Source organism: Cyanobium sp. BA20m-14, assembly GCF_024346295.1.
Window position 1 is genome coordinate 1 of record NZ_JAGQCR010000033.1, and the last position, 18,909, is coordinate 18,909.

An 18,909-nucleotide genomic window follows, 5' to 3' on the forward strand; every position below is an offset into this window, starting at 1 on the left:
CAGGAGCAAACCCAAAAAGGGGACAGCGTCTATGGGAAATTCCCTAAGGGGTTCCAGCCCTTGCAAACTGGGTGGAAAATAGGGACTCATAGCGACCGCCGCTAGCCAGGAGCTCGCTGTGGGTGCCGGCCTCAACCAGCCTGCCTGCTTCAATCACACAGATCCGATCGGAATTGACGATGGTGGAGAGCCGGTGCGCCACCACCAAGGTGGTGCGATGCTGCATCAAGCGGTCGAGCGCTTCCTGGACCAGCTGCTCTGAGGCGGAATCGAGGGCCGATGTGGCCTCATCCAGGAAGAGGATCGGGGCGTTCTTGATCAGGGCCCTGGCAATAGCGATGCGCTGACGCTGTCCGCCAGAGAGCATGGTGCCATTCTCACCAATTGGAGTTTCATAGGCCTGGGGCAACTGCACTATGAAATTGTGGGCATTAGCGGCCCGGGCTGCTGCCTCGATCGTCTCAGCTGAAGCCTCGGCGTGGCCATAGGCGATGTTGTTGGCGACGCTGTCATTGAACAGAAAAGTGTTCTGATCGACCACGGAGATGAGGGCGCGCAGATCAGCCTGAGCCACCTGCCTAAAATCAATGCCGTCAATCGTCAGTCGACCCCGCTGGGGATCGTGGAAGCGACAAAAGAGATCGATGATCGTGCTCTTGCCACCCCCACTTGGACCCACCAGGGCCACGGTTGCACCACAGGGCACCTCTAGATCCAGGCTGGATATCACCTCATCCTTCCCATAGGCGAAGCTCACCTGCTCGGCCTTCAGGCCCTGCTCGAAACCTGTGAGGGGCTGGGGCCGCAGAGGATCGCTCGGCTCAACCTCTACATCGAGGATGGTGAACAGCTCCTCCGCCGCCGATAGGCCCTGCTGGAGGGTGGCGTTTGACCTGGCAATACCCTTGAAGGGGGCATAACAGAGATAGAGCGAAGTGAGGAATGCGAAGAAACTGCCGGTGGTACGGTCGCCGGCAAGCACAGTCTCGCCCCCATAAACCAGCACTGCACTGAAACCCACAGCGCCCAAAAATTCCATCAGCGGCTGGTTGATCAGCTTGGCCCTGGAGGTGCGCAAAGCCGAAGCCAAAACAGAATTGTTCTCCTCCTGAAAACGGCCCAGTTCATAGGCCTGCATGCCGAAGATTTTCACCACCCTTGAGCCCACCAGGGCCTCCTGTAGGTAAGCCGCCAAACGGGCCAGGCGGGTCTGGCCAGCTTTGGAATGATGGCGCACCTTCTTGGAGGAACGCAGCACCGGATAGACGCCTAGGGGGAAAAGAATGAAGGCGAGCACAGACAGCAGCCAGTCCTGATAGAAGGCCACCGTCACCAGTGCAATCAGGGTCAATCCATCCTTTATAAGGGAAGAGAACCCATCCACCAGGCCAGACTTGACTAGATCCACATCGGTCAGAACCCGAGACACCAGCACGGTTGAAGGATGACTATCCACATAGGCCTGGGGCAGCTCGAGCACCTTGGTTGCCATGTCCGTGCGCAGATCGGCAGTGATCCTCTGGCCCACCGACTCGGTGAGATAGGTGCCCACGAACTGGGATACCGCCCGCAGGGCGATCACACCAACAATGACGACAGGGGCCAGATAGAGACGGCCCCTGTCATTGGAGGGCAGGATGTCGTCAAAAAGGAAGCGGATCACCAAGGGCACGAAGGCAGTCGAGGCCCCGTAGGCAAAATTGAACAGCAGCGCCAGGCTGAAAAGGGGCCACAGATAGCGCCTTCCGTAGGCCAGGAAGCGAGACAGCAGGGGGCCTTTCATCTCAGCTTTCATCGCAGCAGCTCAAGCATCAGGTTGGCAGCGCGCTCCGAGGCGCCCGCCACCCCCATCTTCGAGCGCAGTTCGTCAATTAGCTGCCTGTTCAAGCCGCGCCGCGCCGCCAGGTCACGCACCGCCTGGGCCAGCTGAACGGGCTTGAACTTGCGCTGGATCAGCTCCGGAAAGGCCGACCTACCGAGCACCACATTGGGCAGCCCCATCGAACGGATCCCAATTACCAACCTAGCCAGCAGATAGGTAAACCAGGAGAAGCGGTACACAATCACCGGAGGGCAGCCCAGCAGGGCAGCCTCCAGGGTGGCGGTACCGGAGGCGATCAGGCCGACGTCGGCAGCTGCCAGCAGGTTGTAAGTATCGCCTCGAATCAGCGGCACCTGCAGTTTGCCGCCGGCCACCTGGGTCAGGTAGCTCTCGGGAACGGTGGGGGCCTGCACTAGAGCCACCTGCCAGCCTTCGTTGCTGAGTAGTTCGGCCGCCCGCAGCATCGCTGGCAACAGCAACCGCACCTCGCTGCGGCGGCTGCCTGGCATCAGCACCAGCAGGGGCTGAACATCGTCAAAGCCGTGTTGAAGACGGGTGTCGGCCCGATCGCAGCTCACCACCAGGCCATCGAGCAGGGGGTGACCCACGTAGCTGGCAAAGCGGCGCCCATAGCCATTGAAGATGGCCTCCTCGAAGGGAAAGATCACCGCCAACCGGTCGATGAAGCCGGCCATGCGACGCGCCCGCCCCTTCCCCCAAGCCCACACCTGCGGAGCCACATAGAAGAAAACCGGAATGCCCAGGCGGTGGGCCTCCCTGGCCACGATCAGGTTGAAGCCCGGATAGTCCACAAGCACCACCAGATCCGGGCGATGCCGTGCCATCTGCTGCTTGAGCAGGCGCATCACCCGCCAGTGGCGCGGAATGCTGCCGGCGATCTCCACCAGCCCCACCGCCGAAAGCATGTTCACATCCGCCAGGATTTCCATACCAGCAGCACCCAGCTGGGCCCCACCGACACCCACCACCTCGGCAGTGGGGCAAAGCTGGCGGAACGCCCGCACTAGGTGCCCCCCATGGAGGTCGCCGGAGGCTTCCCCAGCCACCAACAGGATCCGGCAGGCTCTGGCAGGAGACTCAACCATTCAGGTGGTTCCAGCCCGTCTGGCTCCCAGCCGGGCCAGGGCCGCCGAGGCGATCTCCGCCACTACCTGGCCATCGAGGACAAGGGGCAGGGCCACAACCCGGCTGCCCCACCCTTCCGGCAGACGCTGCCAGTCTTTCAAGGTGGTCACCAATGTGGCGCCATGGGCGTCGGCACGGCGCTCCAGGCGCTCCAGATCTGCAGCAGCATAGGGGTGGTGATCTGGGAAGCCAACGGTGGCAGCCAACTGCAGATCCGCTTGCCGCAGGGCCGCAAAGAACTTATCCGGCAGGCCGATGCCGCAGAAGGCCAGCAGGGGCTCTGCTCGCAACCGCTCCGGCGGCTCGATCCAACCAGTCAGGGAGAAGCAGGGCTTCTCCAGGGGCCAGTTTGGTGGCCTTGGGGCCAAACCAGCACCGGCAAGCACAAGCAGATCGGCGCGCCCCAGCTGATCTACGGGCTCCCGCAGCGGACCGGCCGGAAAAACCAGGCGATTGCCCAGGCCATGGCGACGATCGAGCACGCTGATGTCACAGTCGCGGGCCAGGCGCCAATGCTGCAGCCCATCGTCGAGCAGCAGCAGATCGGCGCCTGCGCTGATCGCCGCCGCCCCCCCGGCCAACCGGTCACTTCCCACCCACACGGCCACCCCTGGCAGGGAACGCTGAATTTCCAGGGCCTCATCGCCCACCAGGGCCGCTGCATCGGTTGAGCCCACCCGCCTGGGCTGGCGGCTGTTGGCGCCATAGCCCCGCAACAGCACGGCCACCGTGAAGCCGCGCCGCTGGAGCTCCTGGGCCAGGGCGATCACCAGGGGTGTCTTGCCGGTGCCGCCCAGGGTGATGTTGCCGACCGACACCACGGCCACAGGCAGCCGGCCTGGGCGGCTGTGGCGCCGATGCCAACGCACGCCCAAGGCATAGAGCCAGCCCAGGGGCTGCAGCAGGCGGGCCAGCAGGGTGGGCTGCCGGGCGTACCAGAAGCGGGGGGTGGCAAGCAGCATCAGGCCTTGAGCTCCGCACGGATCAGGGCAGCGATGAGGCGGCTGGGGCCCTGCAACTCTGGCGGCGGCCCCTGGGGCAGAGCCGCCCAGGCCGGGTGAGCCGCTACCGCCTGCCAGAGCTGGGGGAGATCGGCGCACTGAAGCAACCAACCTGTGTCAATGAGCTCCTCTGTGAGATCGGCGAAGTTGGCCATATCGGGACCACACAGCACCGGACGGCCGAGCCGAAGCGGCTCGAGTGGGTTGTGGCCACCTATGGCCCGCCCCCCCAAAGCGAAGCTGCCCCCCATCACCACAACTCGGGAGGCCTGGATCCAGGCGCCCATTTCCCCAATCCGATCGGCCACCACCACATCGAGGGCTTCGGCGGGGGCGCCCCCGGCCAGCTCGCCCCAACAGCGCACGGCCAGGCCATCACGGGCCGCGGCCGCAGCCACCTCATGGGCCCGCTGCGGGTGGCGGGGTACCAGCAACAGGGCTAGGGCCGGCAGCCTGCGTCGAAGCTCCGGGTAGGCGGCCAGCAGGGCAACATCCTCGCCGGCATGGCTACTGGCCAGCAGCAGCACTGGACGGCAGGCGAATGCCTGGGCCAGCTTTGCCACGATCGCCGGATCAGCCCTAGGCGGCTCCGCATCGAGCTTGGTGGACCCCTCTGCCCGCACCTGGCGGCCCCCCAGACGCCGAAAGCGCTCACCATCCTGGGGTGACTGGGCCAAAATGGTCTGAAATCGTGCCAGCAACCAAGCGGCGAACCAAGGCTGCCGCTGATGGCGCCGAAAGGAACGCCCACTCATGCGGGCATTGATCAGCAGGGGCCTGGGCATGGCGTGGATCAGCTCAGGCCAGAGTTCAGCCTCCGCAAGCACCCCCAGATCGGGCCGCCAATGGCGGCGAAAGAGGGCAAAACTCAACCAGTGATCCAGGGGCACATATTGGTGAACCACCCCAGCCCCCAGGCGGCGGCTCGCCAACTCGGCCGAACTTCGCGAGCCCGTGGTCAGCAGCAGGCTGGGACCAGACACCCCTTCCAACTGCTGCAGCAAGGGCAACAGGCTGATCAGTTCACCGACGCTGGCGGCATGCAGCCACACCAACTGGCCAGGGGGGCGGCGACACCCGCTTAGGCCCAGCCGCTCGCCAAGCCGGTGAGGATCCTCCTTGCCGTGCAGCAGGCGCCAGATCAGCACCGCCAACAGCAGCGGGGTGAGCAGCAGGGCGACCAGCCGGAACAGCAAAAGCAGGGCACTGCCCTTCACAGCTGCGGCGCGTTCAAGCCGACGCGAGGAGGTTCCCTGCCACACGATGGCTCGTGTCATTGAGAGCAGCAGCCAACTGGGCCAGCTGATCATCCAGTGGGCTCTCAGCACTGATGTAGATCGGAGGGCCCAGCTCCAACACGCAACGTCCAAAAGGCAGGGGTAGAAGGGTTCGGTCCCAGGTTTTTATCCTGCGCATCCGCGTGCAGGCCGCAGCCACAGGAACCACAGCACAACCAGATTTCTGAGCAAGCTGAACAATGCCTGCTTTCAACTTCAAGGCAGGACCCTTGGGGCCATCGGGGGTAATGCACACCGAATCCCCCCCCCGCAGGAGGGCCAGCAACTGGCGATAGGCGCGGGTGCCGCCACGGGTGGAGGAGCCTTCCACCAGTTCAAGACCACGCATTCGGGCAGCTACCCCGACGATTTGGGCATCTCGATGGGAACTTAGAAGAACGGAAATCGGCTTGCGTGCATAGAGACGCACGAGCGGTAAGAAGAAAACGTGGCAGTGCCAGATTGCATAGATAATCGGCGCGTTTGCTTCATACAACAGGCGGTCAACTTCTGGATCGGCTTGGATCCGAATCCTTGAGGTGCGACGCACCAAATCGCCGTAGCAATTAAGCAAAATCCCTGTCAGGGTGGCCAGAAAGGGGTTGTTGAGCAGCTGGCGCTTCTTTGGCAACGGCTTAGGAATTCAAGCGGGGAGCACGGACCGAGCCAGCGGGGCAGACTCAGGCCGAACCCACTCCCACGTAGGCGCCGTAGAAGAACAATCCCACCACAAAAATCACAGCCATACCGCCAGCGGTGGCCACCAGCCAGAGGGGTAGCACGCCTTCGGTCCAGCGAGAGCGCCAGGCCACTGCCGGGCGACCATCGGGAAGGCGATCTGGAATCCGGCCGTCAGGCAGGTTGGACTTCTTGCCGCTCATTGGGGCGCTCCTAGGGACTTGAACAGGGATTAATTGAAGAAATAGCTCGAGAAAAGAATGCCGATCGTGAACACGAAGAGCAGGCCCAAATAGAGGCTGGTGCGGTTCAGTTCGACCGGCAGGTTATTGGGGTTGGGGGAGCGTTGCATGGCTGGAGGGGATGGACCGGCTCAGCGGCGAACAAACTGCATGGCCGCCAGGGCACCCAGGAAAAACACCGTGGGCACCCCGAGGGCGTGGATCGACAACCAGCGGACCGTGAAGATCGGGTAGTTGCGGGGCGTTGTGGGGGCAGGGGTCTGGGTCATGGCCTATTTCAACCGCAGGTCAAGCTGACTTTTGCCCTCGTAGCGCTGGCTGACCACAGGAGCCTTGCTCTCCTGGGCCTGGAAGTAGGCATCCGGGCGGGGCGTTCCGAAGGCGTCGTAGGCCAGGCCCGTGGACACAAACATGAAGCCAGCCAGGAAGATGGCGGGCAGGGTGACCGCATGGATCACCCAGTAGCGAATGCTGGTAATAATCTCGAAGAACGGGCGTTCTCCAGTTGAGCCGGCAGCCATAGCGGAAGCGTTCAGCGAACTGATCCTAGAGGTGAGCTGCCGGCAGGAGGGAGCTACAGGGGCGCTTGGTTACAGAAGTTGGCGGCCGAGCTCAGAGGTGAGAGTCAGGGGTCAGCCCACCCAGCGCAACAGGGAGCCCCGCTCACCCAGCACGAAGCCCTTGCCATCGGCGCTGAAGCTGATCCGGGTGAAGTTGGAAGGCTGCTGGCCCCCCACCGGATCCTTCTGCCAGCTCTTGCCGCCGTCGGCTGACACCAGCAGTGTGCCGCTGCCGCCACCGGTCCAGATCGAACCATCGGGGGCCCAGGCCATATCGAGATAGCCGAAGCCATTGGTGATCGGGATCACGGCCTTACCCCACTCCTCCAGATTGCCGCCAGCAGGGTTGAAGCGGATCTGAGCGCCCCGGGCCAGCATCCAGAGGGAGCCATCGGGCTGGAAGCCCATCGACTGGAGCCGCTGGCTGCTGATCCGTTGATGGGGTTGCCAGGTGCCCTGGCCGGGGTCCCAGGTGGAGAAGAAATTGCCCAGGCTGCTGACGCTCACGTAACGGCCGTCGTTGAAGCGGCGCAGCTCCCGCACTGCTCCAGCGGCGTCCTCCACCTCGGCCTGCCAGTTGGTGCCGCCATCGCGGGTTTCGTAGATGGCCCCCACGTTGGTGGCCAGCTCGGCCTGGTTGGGCCCGAGGGCCGTAATCAGGTAGGGCTCGCCGGGCAGCTTGGTGTCAAGGAAAAGGCGGCTCCAATTCTGGCCCCCGTCTGTGGTGTGCAGCAACAGCCCGGGCTGGCCGGCAATCCAACCCTCCTCACCACGGAAGTCGATGCTGATTAAACGAAAGTTCTCCTCCTCCGGCAGATCCAGGGCTCGCTCGGCCCAGCTGGCCCCGCCGTCGTTGGTTTCGAGGATCAGCCGGTTGCTGCCCACCAGAAAGCCATGGCTGCTATCGGTGAAGGCCACATCGAGGGGGTTGGCCTTTGTGGCCAGGGCCACCGGCTGCCAGGGGCTGGTAGCCGCAATGGGCAAGCCGGTGGTCACACAGCCGGAAAGGCCGAAGCCAAGCCCGATCACCAAGAGCAAACCCAGGAGGGGTCGCAACAGAATCCCAAGCGGGCGGAGCAGGGGAGAGCCAGTCATCAGCGCAGGGAATAGAGGGAGAGGAAAAAGGCGAAGGCCAGGGCGAAGCCGCCGAAAATCAGCACATTCTTCTGACCGGGAGTCAGGCGGTTGACCCCCAGGCCGAAGTTGAGATTCTCCTCGAAGCCACTGGGCTTGTTGCGGGGGCCGATGTCCTTGAAGGCTCCCACCCGACTGCGACACACCGGGCAACGGAAGCTGATCGGATCAAGCTCCACAAAGGGGGTGCCGGGTTCGATGGCCAGCTTGCGCACCCCCTCCACCGGGTCGTAGACGAACCCGCAGCTGCGGCATTCGAAGCGGTGGTCGGCCGGATCCACCTCCCCATCTGCAGCGCCAGACTGGGGGCCAGACTCGAGGCCAGGACTTGGCGCGACCGGCTCCGATGGGGCAGCTGACTCTGGTATGGCTGTTGGCTCCGGCGTGGCTGTTGGCTCCGGTGTATCGGTGGAACTCATCCCTGGGCCTCGGGCGCTGATGTCAGATTATCGGCGCCCGTCGGGCCGATGCCGCCAGCATCCGGCCCTGGGTGGCAGACTGGGGGGCAGGTAGGTCCAAGTTGGTTGCATGTTCGTGCTCGCGGGCTACGACGCCTTTCTCGGCTTCCTGCTGATCGCAGCTGCCGTTCCAGTGCTGGCACTGATGGCAAATAAGTTGCTGTCGCCCAGCAGTCGCATGGGCGAGCGGGAGCTGACCTACGAATCTGGCATGGAGCCAATCGGCGGCGCCTGGATTCAGTTCAACATTCGTTATTACATGTTTGCTCTGGTCTTCGTGATCTTCGACGTGGAGACCGTTTTCCTCTACCCCTGGGCAGTGGCTTTCCACCGGCTTGGGGTACTGGCCTTCATTGAGGCCCTTGTTTTCATTTCCATCCTTGTGCTTGCCCTGGCCTACGCGTGGCGCAAGGGCGCCCTTGAGTGGAGCTGACCCATGAAAGAAACCCTCTCCATTGACGCCCTCAAGGACCTACGGGCGGCCAGCTGCAACCCTCTCGGCGCCCCCACGGTTACATCAGAGCTCTCTGAGAACATCATTCTCACGACCCTCGATGACATCCACAACTGGGCCCGGCTCAGCAGCCTCTGGCCCCTGCTCTATGGCACCGCCTGCTGCTTTATCGAGTTTGCGGCCCTGATCGGCTCCCGCTTTGATTTCGATCGCTTCGGCCTGGTGCCGCGCTCCAGCCCTCGCCAGGCAGATCTGCTGATCGTCGCCGGCACCGTGACCATGAAAATGGCTCCTGCCCTGGTTCGGCTCTACGAGCAGATGCCCGAGCCCAAATACGTGATCGCCATGGGTGCCTGCACGATCACAGGGGGGATGTTTTCGGCAGATTCCACCACCGCCGTGCGCGGCGTGGACAAGCTGATCCCCGTAGACCTCTACCTGCCTGGCTGCCCGCCTCGCCCCGAGGCGATCTTCGATGCGGTGATCAAGCTGCGCAAAAAGGTGGGCAACGAGGCCTTGGCCGAACGGGGCAATCTCCAGCAGACCCACCGCTACTGCACTGTGACCCACCAGATGAAGGCGGTGAAGCCCATCGTCAACGGCCAATACCTTTCAGCCAAAACCCAGAAGCAGGCCCTGGCCGCCGCCAGCGCCCTACCCCTGGCCGCCCCAGCTGCCGCGATTCCCGCCAAAGCCGAATCCTGAGCCCCCCCTGTAGCCATGCCAGAAGAAATCCCTACCAGCGACCCCGCCGAGAGCCTGGCCCTAGAGACCGGCCCTGAACCCGGCCCCGTGGGCAGCTGGCTGACCAGTCAGGGCTTCGACCATGACCCCCTGGGCAAGGACCATCTGGGAATAGAGATGATCGGAGTTGAAGCGGCCTTTCTGCCCCTGATCGCCACGGCCCTCAAAACCCAAGGCTTCGACTATCTGCAGTGCCAGGGTGGCTATGACGAGGGCCCCGGCGGGCGGCTGGTCAGTTTTTACAATCTGGTGAAGCTGGCAGAGCTGGCCGATCGAAGCCCGGCCGGAGAGGTGCCGGCCGATCAGCCCCCCGCGGAAGTGCGGCTCAAGGTGTTCCTGGCCCGGGATGGCGATCTCACCATCCCCACCCTCTATGGCCAGTTTCGGGGAGCTGACTGGCAGGAGCGGGAAACCTTTGACATGTTCGGGATCAATTACGCAGGTCACCCCCACCCCAAGCGACTGCTGATGCCCGAAGACTGGAAGGGCTATCCCATGCGCAAGGACTACGTTCAACCCGACTTCTACGAACTGCAGGACGCCTACTGAGCCCCGCGCTGGTGGTTGCGGAAATACTTCATCACCGCCAGCGCCACACTGCGGGGATCGTGGCGCAGGGTGGCCGTGGGCCTAGCTCCCTGCAGGGGGGCCTGCATCACCTCATAGCCATGGCGGCGCAGCTCGCGCAGGTTGCAGAGCACCGGTTCGGCCCCCTGGTGGCGGTAGTGATTGATAAGAGGTGAATCATCCAGATCCTCCTGGGCCAGCACTGAGCTGAACAGGCGCTCCTGCACCCCCAGGCTGGCCAGCTGGGCCTCAATCGCCCGCAGATGGCCCTCCACATCCAGTCCATCGGTTTCCCCCGGCTGGGTCATCAGATTGCAGATGTAAAGGCGGGGCGCCTTGCTCCTGCGGATCGCCTCCACCAGTTCGGGCACAAGCAGGTTGGGCAGGAGCGAGGTGTAGAGACTGCCAGGGCCCAGCACAATCAGATCGGCATGGGCGATCGCCTCCAGGGCACTGGGCAGGGCGGGGGGGCGAGCCGGCGTGCAGCCCAGCCGCACGATCGGACTGGTGGCATTGCCGATCTTGGATTCCCCTTCAATCCGTTCTCCGTTTTCGAGCTCCGCCCAGAGGCGCACATCCGCATTGGTGGCTGGCACCACCTGGCCCTGCACGGCCAACACCCGGCTGCTGGCCGTGATCGCCGATTCCAGGTTGCCGGTGATGGCCGTGAGGGCCGAAAGAAAGAGGTTGCCAAAACTGTGACCCTCCAGGCCACTGCCTGCCTTGAAGCGGTATTGGAACAGTCGGGTAAGCAGGGGCTCCTCCCGGGCCAGGGCTGCCAGGCAGTTGCGGATATCGCCAGGGGGCTGCACTCCCAGCTCCCGGCGCAGCACCCCACTGCTGCCGCCGTCATCGGCCACCGTGACTATGGCCGTGAGATTGCTGCTGTAGCGCTTCAGCCCACTGAGCAGGGTGGAGAGCCCGGTGCCGCCACCGATCGCCACGATATTGGGGCCCCGGTTGAGGCGCCGCTGGGCTAGCAGGGCATCCACCAGCAGGGTGTCCTTTTCCGGCGCCAGGGCCTGCTGGATCGAGCCAAAGCTGCGGCTCTGGCCCAGCCAGATCAGCGCCGCCCCAATCAGCAGCACCAGGGGGCCGGTGATCCTGCGGGGTAAGACCCCGGTGACCTGGCCCAGCAGCCACTGGATGCTGGAGAGCATCCAGTAGATGGGCTGCAGATCGGCCCACACCGCCGCACCCAGCAATGCCACCAGCAGCCCCAGGCCGGAGGTCAACACCCAGCGTTTGACCACCAGGCCTGGCCGCAACCAGCGGGCCGCCCGGCGGGAGCGGCTTACGAGGTCTTTTTGGCGCAGCTCGCCGCGGCCGACCCAGCCCGGTTTCGGCAGCGGGCCACGGTTGCGCCGAAATTTCGATGCCGGAACGGGGGGAGGCAAGGGGCGAAAAGGACGCTGCCACAAGTGGCTGAACTCCGCTGAACTCTACGGAGGGCTTTCGCCGCCAGGAAAGGCCAGGATGGGGCCTGCTCCCGGGTCTCCGCACTGGCCTCCTCCGCCCCACCACCCCTTGCCGAGATGGCCAACCTCAGCGTGCGCTGGGGCCGCTCCCGCCCGGTGCTCGACGAGGTAAGCCTTCAGGTCGCCCCCGGAGAGCGCCTCGTGGTGGTGGGGCCCTCCGGGGCAGGGAAATCGACGATTCTGCGCCTGCTGGCTGGCTTGCTGTTGCCCAACAGCGGCAAGCTCAGCCTCTATGGCATTCACCAGAACTACCTGCGTCTCGACCAGCGCAGCCCACCTGACGTCAGGCTGGTGTTTCAGAACCCAGCCCTGCTGGGCTCCCTGACGGTTCGTGAAAACGTCGGCTTCCTGCTCTACCGCCATGGGCGCCTAGGTGAAAAGGTGATTCGCGAGCGGGTTAGCGCCGCCCTCAATGCCGTGGGGCTCTACGGAGTTGAGGAGCAACTTCCCGGCGAGCTCAGCGGTGGCATGCAGAAGCGGGTCAGCTTTGCGCGGGCACTGATCAATGATCCGGGCAAGCAAGACGAACAGATGCCCCTGCTGCTGTTCGACGAACCCACCGCCGGCCTCGACCCCATGGCCTGCACCCGCATAGAAGACCTGATTGTGCGAACCACCCATGTGGCCCAGGCCACCTCGGTGATCGTGAGTCACGTCCACAGCACCATCGAGCGGTCCGCCCAACGGGTAGTGCTGCTTTACGACGGGAAGTTCCGCTGGAGTGGCACGGTTGATGCCTATCGCTCCAGCAACGATCCCTATGTGGTGCAGTTCAGGAGCGGTAGTCTGCGCGGACCGATGCAGCCGGCGGAGCTCTGAAATCCATGCGCCGCAGTATCCGCGAAGCGACCGTAGGTTTCTCCCTTCTGGCGGCTATCGCCAGTGCGGTGGGGCTCTCCTTCTGGTTGCGGGGCATTTCTTTGGGCCGCCAGAACTGGATGGTGAAGGTCAGTTTTGCCGAAGCGGCAGGACTGGCCGAACGTTCACCTGTCACCTACCGGGGGGTGCTCGTCGGCAGCGTGCGCAAAGTAACGATCAATCCGGAGGCGGTGGTTGCCGAACTGGAAATCAACCACCCGGATCTGAAGCTGGCCCTGCCGGCCATGGCCCAGATCGGGGAAGCCTCCCTGCTGGGCGGCGAAGCGGAGGTTGCCCTGATCAGCGGCGGCAAGTCCCTGCCGCCGGGCTCGGCAAACCCCCGCTCCAAGAACTGCAACCCAAGCGTGGCCCTCTGCAACGGCGCCACAATTGATGGGTCTACTGGGCCGAGCCTCACCAATGTGACCGCCCTGATGTACGAGATGCTGGTGGAAACAGACCAGATGAAGTTGCTGAGCAAGGTGTCGACGGCGGCCAGCAGCTTCGAGCGCACAGCCAAAGACACCTCCGCCTTCATGAAGGATGGCCAGTCCCTCGCCAAGCAGCTGGAAACCTCGGTGCGGGCTGCCGAGCCCACGATCACCAACCTGAACAGCAGCTCGGCCCACCTGCGCCGCCTGCTCGCTGCCCTCGACAACCCCAAAACCCTCCAGGAGCTTCAGAGCACGGTCACCAACGCCGAGCAGCTCACCGCCAAGTGGAATGCGGTGGGTGGGGATGTGGCCAAGCTCACCGACGACCCGCGCTTCATGGACAGCATCCGCAGCGTGGCCGAGGGACTGGGCAAATTCTTCGACGAGCTCTATCCAGCCCAGACAAAAGCTGGGCCTACACCCCGCTGATCGCCTCCATGGCGATGGCGGCAATGGCCTGATCGCTGGCCTTGGGCAGCTGCACATACTTGCCCCCGGCGGCCTCGGCCAGCTCCTTGCCCATGCCGCTGCCGATGAACTTGCGCTCGGTGTCGATCACCAGCAACTTGAGGCCCAGGGCCCGGTACCGGCTAGCCACCTGCTTGACCTCCTCCTTGAGGTCCACCGGCTCCTCGCCATCGAGCTCCGGCTGGCCCAGGGAGCGGCCCAGGGGCACATTGCCGCGGCCGTCGGTGATCGCCACCACCACCACCTGGCCGAGATCGCCAGTGGCCAGGGCGTTGGCCCCCACCCGGGCCGCCTGGGAGAGGCCATGGGCCAGGGGGGAGCCACCGCCGCAGGGCATCGATTCCAGCCGCCGCCGCGCGGCGGTGATCGAGCGGGTGGGGGGGAGGAGCACCTCGGCCTGCTCGCCGCGGAAGGGAATCAAGGCCACCTCGTCGCGGTTTTCGTAGGCCTCGGTGAGCAGCCGGATCACGGCCCCCTTGGCGCTCTGCATGCGATTGAGGGCCATCGAGCCGCTGGCATCCACCAGAAAGATCACCAGGGCGCCGGCCTTGCGCTGCAGCTGCTTGGCCCGCAGGTCGCAGTCTTCGACGATCACCTTGCGATGGGGCTGGCGCTCGCGGCGGGATTTCTGATAGGGCGCCGCCGCCCGCAGGGTGGCATCAACAGCAATGCGCTTCACCGGGCCGCGGGGCAGCATCGGTTTCACGTAGCGGCCGCGGGAGTCGCTGAAAACCAGCGAACGCTTGCCGCTGCCACCGGTCCTGGCCCGGGCCGCTGAGAACAGCAGCAGGTCGGGATCAATGGCAACAGCCTCTGGATCGAGCAGGAACTCCTCGGGCACCTGGGGCGGCGCCTGGTGGTCCTCCGGGGTGTCCTCCTGATCGTCATCGTCAGGCTCATCGTCGTCAGGTTCGCCGCTCTCCTGCTCGGTCTCGGGCGACTGCGGCTCCTCGGGCGGCTGCTCCCCCTGGGGTGGCGCAGGTGGGGGAGGCGGTGGCTCCAGGGGCTGGTCGGGATCGGGCGGGGGCAGCTGCAGGGCCCGCGGCGCGATCACCAGCCGCACCGCCACCTGCAGGTCGTCAGCCTCCACCTGATCTCTGCCGCTGAGGGCGGCGTGGGCCCGGGCCACCCGCACGGCATAGAGCTCGCTGCGATGGCCCTCCACACCGCCGCGGATGGCCTCGGTCACCAGGTAAGCGATCTGCTCCCGCGTGATTCGCACATCCGGCAACCACTGGCGCGCCAGCAGCAGCTGGGTGGCCAGGGCATCGGTTTCCTCCTGCCAGCGGGCCCGGAAGACCTCACTCGACTCGGCCTGGTCCAGGGCGCTGCGGGTGATCTCCACCCGCTGCTCCAGCTCCAGCACCTGGTTGGCTGACAGACAAATCGCGAAGCGATCGAGCAAGTGGTCACGCACCGCCCCCTCTTCGGGGTTGAAGGTGGCGATCAGCAGGCAGCGGCAGGGATGGCTGAGGCTCAGGCCTTCACGCTCAATCCGGTTTTCGCCACTGCCCACCGCCGCCAGCAGCAGGTTGGTGATGTTGACGTCGAGCAGGTTGAGCTCATCGATGTAGAGCACCCCCCGGTGGGCCTCCGCCAGCAGCCCCGGCTGAAACACCGGCGCACCCGCCGCCAGCGAGGCGGTCACATCCACCGAGCCCAGCAGCCGGTCTTCGCTGACTCCCAGGGGCACCTGCACGAACGGTGCTGGCACCACAGTGGTGGGCAGCAGGACATTGGGGTCTGCGCCGCTGGGGTCGGCGCCGAGCTCGGTCAGCCGGGCGCAGGTGGCGGCATCCCAGTCGTCGGGGCGCTGGGGGTCGATGTTGGGAGTCTGGCCGCCGACATTGAGCACATCGATCGGTGGCAGCAGGGCATGCAGGCCGCGGGCCAGCACGGATTTGCCGGTGCCCCGACCCCCGGCGATCACAACCCCGCCCAGGCCCGGATCCACCGCCGCCAGCAGCAGGGCCAGCTTCAAGGTGCCGTGGCCGGTGATCGCCGCCAGCGGGAAGGCCCGGGCGGCGGCGGCGGCCGCACAGGAGCCGACGGGGCTGGGGGCACTGGCGACCATGGAGACGCAGAGGACCGGCGGGGTAGCTGCAGTCTCGGGCAGGCTGGGCCCAGGCGCCGTCGATCCCCGGCTATGAAGATCATTCGCTACGCCGATGCCGACGGGGCGATTCACCATGGGGTGGTCCATCCCGATGGACGCCAGGAGCGTCTGGTGGGCGACCTGTTCGACGAACCGAAGCCCAGTGGCGAACCAGCCCGAGTGGCCCGCCTGCTGGCGCCGATCGAGCCCAGCGCCATCTTCTGCATAGTCCTCAACTATGGCCGCCACGCCGCCGAGACGGGGGCCCCGATACCCCGGCGGCCCGTGCTGTTCATGAAGTCCCCTTCGGCGCTGCAGCACCCCGGCGCGCCGATCGAGCTGCCCATAACTCTTGCCAGCAAAGCGGTTGACTATGAGGCTGAACTGGCAGTGGTGATTGGCCGCCGCTGCAAGAATGTGGCGCGCACCGAGGCCCTGGATTACGTACTCGGTTACACCTGCGCCAATGACGTCAGTGCCAGGGACTGGCAGAAGCTGCCAGAACTAGGCGGGGGCCAGTGGTGTCGCGGCAAGACCTTCGACACCTTCGCCCCGCTCGGCCCCTGCCTGGTAACCGCCGCGGCAATCCCCAATCCCAACGCCCTGCAGCTACGCACCCTGCTGAACGGCACCTGTGTGCAAGATGCCCGCACCGACGACATGATTTTCGACGTGCCGGCCCTGATCGAGTTTCTCAGCGGCAGCACCACCCTGCTGCCCGGCACGGTGATCCTCACCGGCACGCCCGAGGGTGTGGGCATGGCGGCCGATCCGCCCCGCTGGCTGAAACCCGGCGACAGCGTCAGCATTGAGATCGAAGCCATCGGCCAGCTCAACAACCCGGTGATCGCCGAGCCGCACCCACGGCCGCCCCGGTGATCGCGCCCTACCCGATGGCAGACACCATCGCCATCGCCCTCGGCGCCAACCTGGGCGATGCTGCCGCAACCCTCGCGGCGGTGCGCCCGCTGCTGGCTGAGCTGGTGCAGCCGGCCCGCTGTCGCTGGTCGCCGCTGTTCCGCACCGAACCGGTGGGTGGACCCGCCGATCAACCGCCCTATTGCAACGCCGTGCTGCTTGTGGAGCCGCACCTGCCGCACCTGCCGCACCTTGAGCCCCACGCCCTGCTGCGGCAGCTGCAGACTTTGGAGACGCGCTTCGGCCGTCAGCGTCTGGTGCACTGGGGCCCCCGCAGCCTCGACCTCGACCTGCTCTGGTGGGGGGATCTGGTCTGCGACGACGCGGCCCTGCAGCTGCCCCACCCCCGCCTGCTGGAGCGCTCCTTCGTGCTGGCTCCGCTGGCCGCCATCGACGCCGAGCTGGTGCCCCCCGGCCAACCGTCCGGGGGCCCGGCCCTGACCTGTCAGGCCCTGCTGGAGCAACTGCTACCCCAGCTGGACGAGGTGCCGCCCCTGGCCCTACCTGGCAGCGATAACTGGCCCACATAGGCCATGCTGGCCCCATCCGCCGCCACCCCCCTGACCATGGCGCCCCTACCCTCTCCCGAGCCCTCGCGCCACCTCGAAACCACCGCCGTCCTCGACGCCCGCAAGCTGCGCTTCGAGATCAACCGGATGGAGCTGCCGATGGGGCTGGTGGGCAGCTTCGGCGTGATCCGCCACCCCGGTGCCTCCCTGGCGGTGCCCATACTCGACGACGGTCGGGTGGTGATCCTGCGCCAGTACCGCTTCGCCGTGGCCACACGCCTGCTGGAGTTTCCCGCCGGCACCCTCGATGCCGGCGAGGAGCCCCTCGGCACCATGCAGCGGGAGCTCCAGGAGGAGGCCGGCTACAGCGCCAGCCGCTGGGATCCGCTCGGCGCGATGTTGCCGTGTCCGGGCTACTCCGATGAAGTGATCCACCTGTTTTTGGCCCGGGAGCTCACGGCCCTCGAGCAGCCCCCCGCCGGCGACGACGACGAAGACCTGGAGGTGCTGCTGATGGAGCCAGGCGAACTGGACGGGGCCCTGGCCAGCGGCGATGAATACCTCGATGGCAAGAGCGTCACCGCCTGGCTGCGGGCCAAGCAGCTGCTTGGCCTCTGAGAGGTGTAATCCGTTGGGAGCGATCTGATGACTCCACCACGCTGGCTGTTCTGGCACCGCCGTGACCTGCGCCTGGCCGACAACCGGGGCCTGGCCGCCGCGGCCGCCTCCACCCCGGCCGTAACCGGGGTGTTTCTGCTCGACCCCGCCATCCTCTCGGAGCCCACCATGGCGCCGGCGCGGCTGTGGTTTCTGTCTGAGAGCCTCCAGGAACTTCAGCAGAGCTGGCAGCAGGCCGGCAGCCGGCTGCTGATCCTCCGCGGAGACCCCGCCGAGCTGCTGCCCCGCCTGGCGGGCGCCATCGGCGCCGAAGTGGTGGCCTGGAACCGGGACGTGGAGCCCTTCGGGCGCGAGCGCGACCGGCGGGTGGCCCGGGCCCTGCAGGCGGAGAGGCGCAAGGTGCTCGCCGACTGGGACCAGCTGCTGATCCCGCCGGAAGCCCTTAAAACCGGCGCCGGCGAGCCCTACCGGGTCTACGGACCCTTCTGGCGCAACTGGCGCGGCCAGGTGGAGCAGGCCAGCAACCTGGATCCCCTGCCGCCGCCGAGCGCCCTGATCGATCTTGATCCCGCCCAACTGACCGAGGCGCTGCAAAGCCTGCCGGTCGCCAACCCGGAGTTGGAGCACGGTTTTTTGGAGCACGGATTTGGCGGCGCCGAGCTCTGCCCCTGCCGGCCCGGCGAAGCCGCGGCCCAGGCGCAGCTTGCGGCCTTCTGCGATGGTGCTGGCCGCGCCATCCCCCTGCTGGGCTACGAACCAGGGCGCAACCTGCCGGCTGAGGCCGGCACCTCAGGGCTCAGCGCCGCCCTCAAGTTCGGCACGCTCAGCCCCCGCCAGGCCTGGGCGGCGGCCCAGCAGGCCCGGCCCCTAGCCCGCAGCGACGAGGAGCGCCACTCCATCCAGGTGTGGGAGCAGGAGCTGGCCTGGCGCGAGTTCTACCAGCAGGCCCTATTCCACTTCCCGGAGCTGGCGGATGGGCCCTACCGGCCCCAGTGGCGCGCCTTTCCCTGGGAAAACGACCAGGGCTGGTTTGAAGCCTGGCGCGACGGCCTCACCGGCATGCCGATCATCGATGCGGCCATGCGCCAGCTCAACACCAGCGGCTGGATGCACAACCGCTGCCGCATGATTGTGGCTTCCTTCCTGGTGAAGGACCTGATCTGCGACTGGCGCTGGGGCGAATCTGCGTTCATGGCCCGGCTGGTGGATGGCGACCTGGCCGCCAACAACGGCGGCTGGCAGTGGAGTGCCAGCAGCGGCATGGACCCCAAGCCCCTGCGCATCTTCAACCCGGCCACCCAGGCCTCCAAATTCGATGCCGATGGCGATTACATCCGCACCTGGCTGCCGGAGCTGCGCCATGTGGCAACCCGGGACCTGATCAGTGGCGAGATCGCCCCGCTGGAACGCCGCGGCTACCCGGCGCCGCTGGTGAACCACAAGATCCA

The 18,909-nt window shown here is 65.7% G+C and carries 22 protein-coding genes; 9 read left to right on the plus strand and 13 right to left on the minus strand.

Annotated features, from left to right (window positions below; translation table 11 throughout):
- Positions 1–43 precede the first annotated feature (43 nt).
- From KBZ07_RS04975 to KBZ07_RS05025, 11 genes are all read right to left on the minus strand, one after another.
- The gene (locus KBZ07_RS04975) at positions 44–1,795 is read right to left on the minus strand and encodes an ABC transporter ATP-binding protein (RefSeq protein WP_254930580.1); all 1,752 of its coding nucleotides are present in this window, start codon (positions 1,793–1,795) and stop codon (positions 44–46) included.
- Complete coding sequence (lpxB, locus tag KBZ07_RS04980; RefSeq protein ID WP_254930581.1) at positions 1,792–2,928, minus strand: lipid-A-disaccharide synthase; 1,137 nt, start codon at positions 2,926–2,928, stop codon at positions 1,792–1,794. Before lpxB ends, KBZ07_RS04975 begins: the two co-directional genes overlap by 4 nt.
- Positions 2,929–3,930 carry a tetraacyldisaccharide 4'-kinase gene (gene lpxK / locus KBZ07_RS04985; RefSeq protein WP_254930582.1) on the minus strand — a complete coding sequence of 334 codons (1,002 nt, stop codon included), beginning with the start codon at positions 3,928–3,930 and terminating at the stop codon, positions 2,929–2,931.
- Positions 3,930–5,246 (minus strand): 3-deoxy-D-manno-octulosonic acid transferase, encoded by a 1,317-nt coding sequence (locus KBZ07_RS04990; RefSeq protein WP_254930583.1) that lies wholly within the window; start codon positions 5,244–5,246, stop codon positions 3,930–3,932. Before KBZ07_RS04990 ends, lpxK begins: the two co-directional genes overlap by 1 nt.
- Positions 5,200–5,877, minus strand: coding sequence for a lysophospholipid acyltransferase family protein (locus KBZ07_RS04995; RefSeq protein WP_254930584.1), 678 nt, complete (start codon positions 5,875–5,877; stop codon positions 5,200–5,202). The genes KBZ07_RS04990 and KBZ07_RS04995 overlap by 47 nt, the downstream gene beginning before the upstream one ends.
- Before the next feature lie 49 nt (positions 5,878–5,926).
- Positions 5,927–6,127, minus strand: a complete 201-nt coding sequence (locus KBZ07_RS05000) for a photosystem II reaction center protein J (protein WP_048017331.1) — start codon at positions 6,125–6,127, stop codon at positions 5,927–5,929.
- Positions 6,128–6,156: 29 nt separating this feature from the next.
- The gene (locus tag KBZ07_RS05005; protein ID WP_190388661.1) at positions 6,157–6,276 is read right to left on the minus strand and encodes a photosystem II reaction center protein L; all 120 of its coding nucleotides are present in this window, start codon (positions 6,274–6,276) and stop codon (positions 6,157–6,159) included.
- A 21-nt stretch (positions 6,277–6,297) separates the two neighbouring features.
- Entirely contained in the window at positions 6,298–6,435 is a 138-nt protein-coding gene (gene psbF, locus KBZ07_RS05010) for a cytochrome b559 subunit beta (protein WP_197147857.1), read from the minus strand.
- Positions 6,436–6,438: 3 nt separating this feature from the next.
- Positions 6,439–6,687 (minus strand): cytochrome b559 subunit alpha, encoded by a 249-nt coding sequence (psbE, locus tag KBZ07_RS05015; RefSeq protein ID WP_197147856.1) that lies wholly within the window; start codon positions 6,685–6,687, stop codon positions 6,439–6,441.
- Positions 6,688–6,798: 111 nt separating this feature from the next.
- The gene (locus tag KBZ07_RS05020) at positions 6,799–7,821 is read right to left on the minus strand and encodes a photosynthesis system II assembly factor Ycf48 (protein ID WP_254930585.1); all 1,023 of its coding nucleotides are present in this window, start codon (positions 7,819–7,821) and stop codon (positions 6,799–6,801) included.
- Positions 7,821–8,279, minus strand: a complete 459-nt coding sequence (locus KBZ07_RS05025; RefSeq protein ID WP_254930586.1) for a rubredoxin — start codon at positions 8,277–8,279, stop codon at positions 7,821–7,823. The genes KBZ07_RS05020 and KBZ07_RS05025 overlap by 1 nt, the downstream gene beginning before the upstream one ends.
- Positions 8,280–8,388: 109 nt before the next feature.
- On the opposite strand from KBZ07_RS05025, the gene KBZ07_RS05030 reads away from it, so the two are divergent.
- Genes KBZ07_RS05030 through KBZ07_RS05040 form a run of 3 tightly spaced genes read left to right on the plus strand, consistent with a single transcriptional unit; the run spans position 8,389 to position 10,065 of the window.
- Complete coding sequence (locus KBZ07_RS05030; RefSeq protein WP_254930587.1) at positions 8,389–8,751, plus strand: NAD(P)H-quinone oxidoreductase subunit 3; 363 nt, start codon at positions 8,389–8,391, stop codon at positions 8,749–8,751.
- A gap of 3 nt (positions 8,752–8,754) precedes the next feature.
- Positions 8,755–9,477, plus strand: a complete 723-nt coding sequence (locus tag KBZ07_RS05035) for an NADH dehydrogenase subunit K (protein ID WP_254930588.1) — start codon at positions 8,755–8,757, stop codon at positions 9,475–9,477.
- A 15-nt stretch (positions 9,478–9,492) separates the two neighbouring features.
- A complete protein-coding gene (locus tag KBZ07_RS05040; RefSeq protein ID WP_254930589.1) occupies positions 9,493–10,065 on the plus strand; it encodes an NAD(P)H-quinone oxidoreductase subunit J in 573 nt (190 codons plus the stop codon).
- On the opposite strand, the gene yvcK is transcribed toward KBZ07_RS05040, so the two are convergent.
- Complete coding sequence (yvcK, locus tag KBZ07_RS05045; protein WP_254930596.1) at positions 10,059–11,432, minus strand: gluconeogenesis factor YvcK family protein; 1,374 nt, start codon at positions 11,430–11,432, stop codon at positions 10,059–10,061. The two genes, KBZ07_RS05040 and yvcK, sit on opposite strands and share 7 nt — an antisense overlap.
- 186 nt (positions 11,433–11,618) lie before the next feature.
- Between yvcK and KBZ07_RS05050 the strand changes: the two genes are divergently transcribed.
- Both KBZ07_RS05050 and KBZ07_RS05055 read left to right on the plus strand, forming a co-directional pair.
- Entirely contained in the window at positions 11,619–12,380 is a 762-nt protein-coding gene (locus KBZ07_RS05050; RefSeq protein ID WP_254930590.1) for an ABC transporter ATP-binding protein, read from the plus strand.
- Positions 12,381–12,385: 5 nt separating this feature from the next.
- A complete protein-coding gene (locus KBZ07_RS05055; protein ID WP_254930591.1) occupies positions 12,386–13,282 on the plus strand; it encodes an MlaD family protein in 897 nt (298 codons plus the stop codon).
- On the opposite strand, the gene bchD is transcribed toward KBZ07_RS05055, so the two are convergent.
- Entirely contained in the window at positions 13,269–15,395 is a 2,127-nt protein-coding gene (gene bchD / locus KBZ07_RS05060) for a magnesium chelatase ATPase subunit D (protein WP_254930592.1), read from the minus strand. The genes KBZ07_RS05055 and bchD overlap by 14 nt on opposite strands.
- A 72-nt stretch (positions 15,396–15,467) precedes the next feature.
- Here bchD and KBZ07_RS05065 point away from each other — a divergent pair, with 72 nt between their 5' ends.
- The 4 genes from KBZ07_RS05065 to KBZ07_RS05080 all read left to right on the plus strand — a co-directional run.
- Positions 15,468–16,295, plus strand: coding sequence for a fumarylacetoacetate hydrolase family protein (locus tag KBZ07_RS05065; RefSeq protein WP_254930593.1), 828 nt, complete (start codon positions 15,468–15,470; stop codon positions 16,293–16,295).
- Between the two features lie 14 nt (positions 16,296–16,309).
- A complete protein-coding gene (gene folK, locus KBZ07_RS05070; protein WP_254930594.1) occupies positions 16,310–16,864 on the plus strand; it encodes a 2-amino-4-hydroxy-6-hydroxymethyldihydropteridine diphosphokinase in 555 nt (184 codons plus the stop codon).
- Positions 16,865–16,900: 36 nt separating this feature from the next.
- Entirely contained in the window at positions 16,901–17,461 is a 561-nt protein-coding gene (locus KBZ07_RS05075) for an NUDIX domain-containing protein (RefSeq protein ID WP_254930597.1), read from the plus strand.
- 27 nt (positions 17,462–17,488) lie between these two features.
- Positions 17,489–18,909: FAD-binding domain-containing protein (locus tag KBZ07_RS05080; protein WP_254930595.1), on the plus strand; the 1,421-nt coding region annotated here is incomplete at its 3' end.

Coding starts and splice junctions, on each gene's coding strand:
- KBZ07_RS04975 (WP_254930580.1), bottom strand. CDS start 1,795: ATGAAAGCTGAGATGAAAGGCCCCCTGCTGTCTCGCTTCCTGGCCTAC.
- lpxB (WP_254930581.1), bottom strand. CDS start 2,928: ATGGTTGAGTCTCCTGCCAGAGCCTGCCGGATCCTGTTGGTGGCTGGG.
- lpxK (WP_254930582.1), bottom strand. CDS start 3,930: ATGCTGCTTGCCACCCCCCGCTTCTGGTACGCCCGGCAGCCCACCCTG.
- KBZ07_RS04990 (WP_254930583.1), bottom strand. CDS start 5,246: ATGACACGAGCCATCGTGTGGCAGGGAACCTCCTCGCGTCGGCTTGAA.
- KBZ07_RS05000 (WP_048017331.1), bottom strand. CDS start 6,127: ATGAGCGGCAAGAAGTCCAACCTGCCTGACGGCCGGATTCCAGATCGC.
- KBZ07_RS05005 (WP_190388661.1), bottom strand. CDS start 6,276: ATGCAACGCTCCCCCAACCCCAATAACCTGCCGGTCGAACTGAACCGC.
- psbF (WP_197147857.1), bottom strand. CDS start 6,435: ATGACCCAGACCCCTGCCCCCACAACGCCCCGCAACTACCCGATCTTC.
- psbE (WP_197147856.1), bottom strand. CDS start 6,687: ATGGCTGCCGGCTCAACTGGAGAACGCCCGTTCTTCGAGATTATTACC.
- KBZ07_RS05020 (WP_254930585.1), bottom strand. CDS start 7,821: ATGACTGGCTCTCCCCTGCTCCGCCCGCTTGGGATTCTGTTGCGACCC.
- KBZ07_RS05025 (WP_254930586.1), bottom strand. CDS start 8,279: ATGAGTTCCACCGATACACCGGAGCCAACAGCCACGCCGGAGCCAACA.
- KBZ07_RS05030 (WP_254930587.1), top strand. CDS start 8,389: ATGTTCGTGCTCGCGGGCTACGACGCCTTTCTCGGCTTCCTGCTGATC.
- KBZ07_RS05035 (WP_254930588.1), top strand. CDS start 8,755: ATGAAAGAAACCCTCTCCATTGACGCCCTCAAGGACCTACGGGCGGCC.
- KBZ07_RS05040 (WP_254930589.1), top strand. CDS start 9,493: ATGCCAGAAGAAATCCCTACCAGCGACCCCGCCGAGAGCCTGGCCCTA.
- KBZ07_RS05050 (WP_254930590.1), top strand. CDS start 11,619: ATGGCCAACCTCAGCGTGCGCTGGGGCCGCTCCCGCCCGGTGCTCGAC.
- KBZ07_RS05055 (WP_254930591.1), top strand. CDS start 12,386: ATGCGCCGCAGTATCCGCGAAGCGACCGTAGGTTTCTCCCTTCTGGCG.
- bchD (WP_254930592.1), bottom strand. CDS start 15,395: ATGGTCGCCAGTGCCCCCAGCCCCGTCGGCTCCTGTGCGGCCGCCGCC.
- KBZ07_RS05065 (WP_254930593.1), top strand. CDS start 15,468: ATGAAGATCATTCGCTACGCCGATGCCGACGGGGCGATTCACCATGGG.
- folK (WP_254930594.1), top strand. CDS start 16,310: ATGGCAGACACCATCGCCATCGCCCTCGGCGCCAACCTGGGCGATGCT.
- KBZ07_RS05075 (WP_254930597.1), top strand. CDS start 16,901: ATGGCGCCCCTACCCTCTCCCGAGCCCTCGCGCCACCTCGAAACCACC.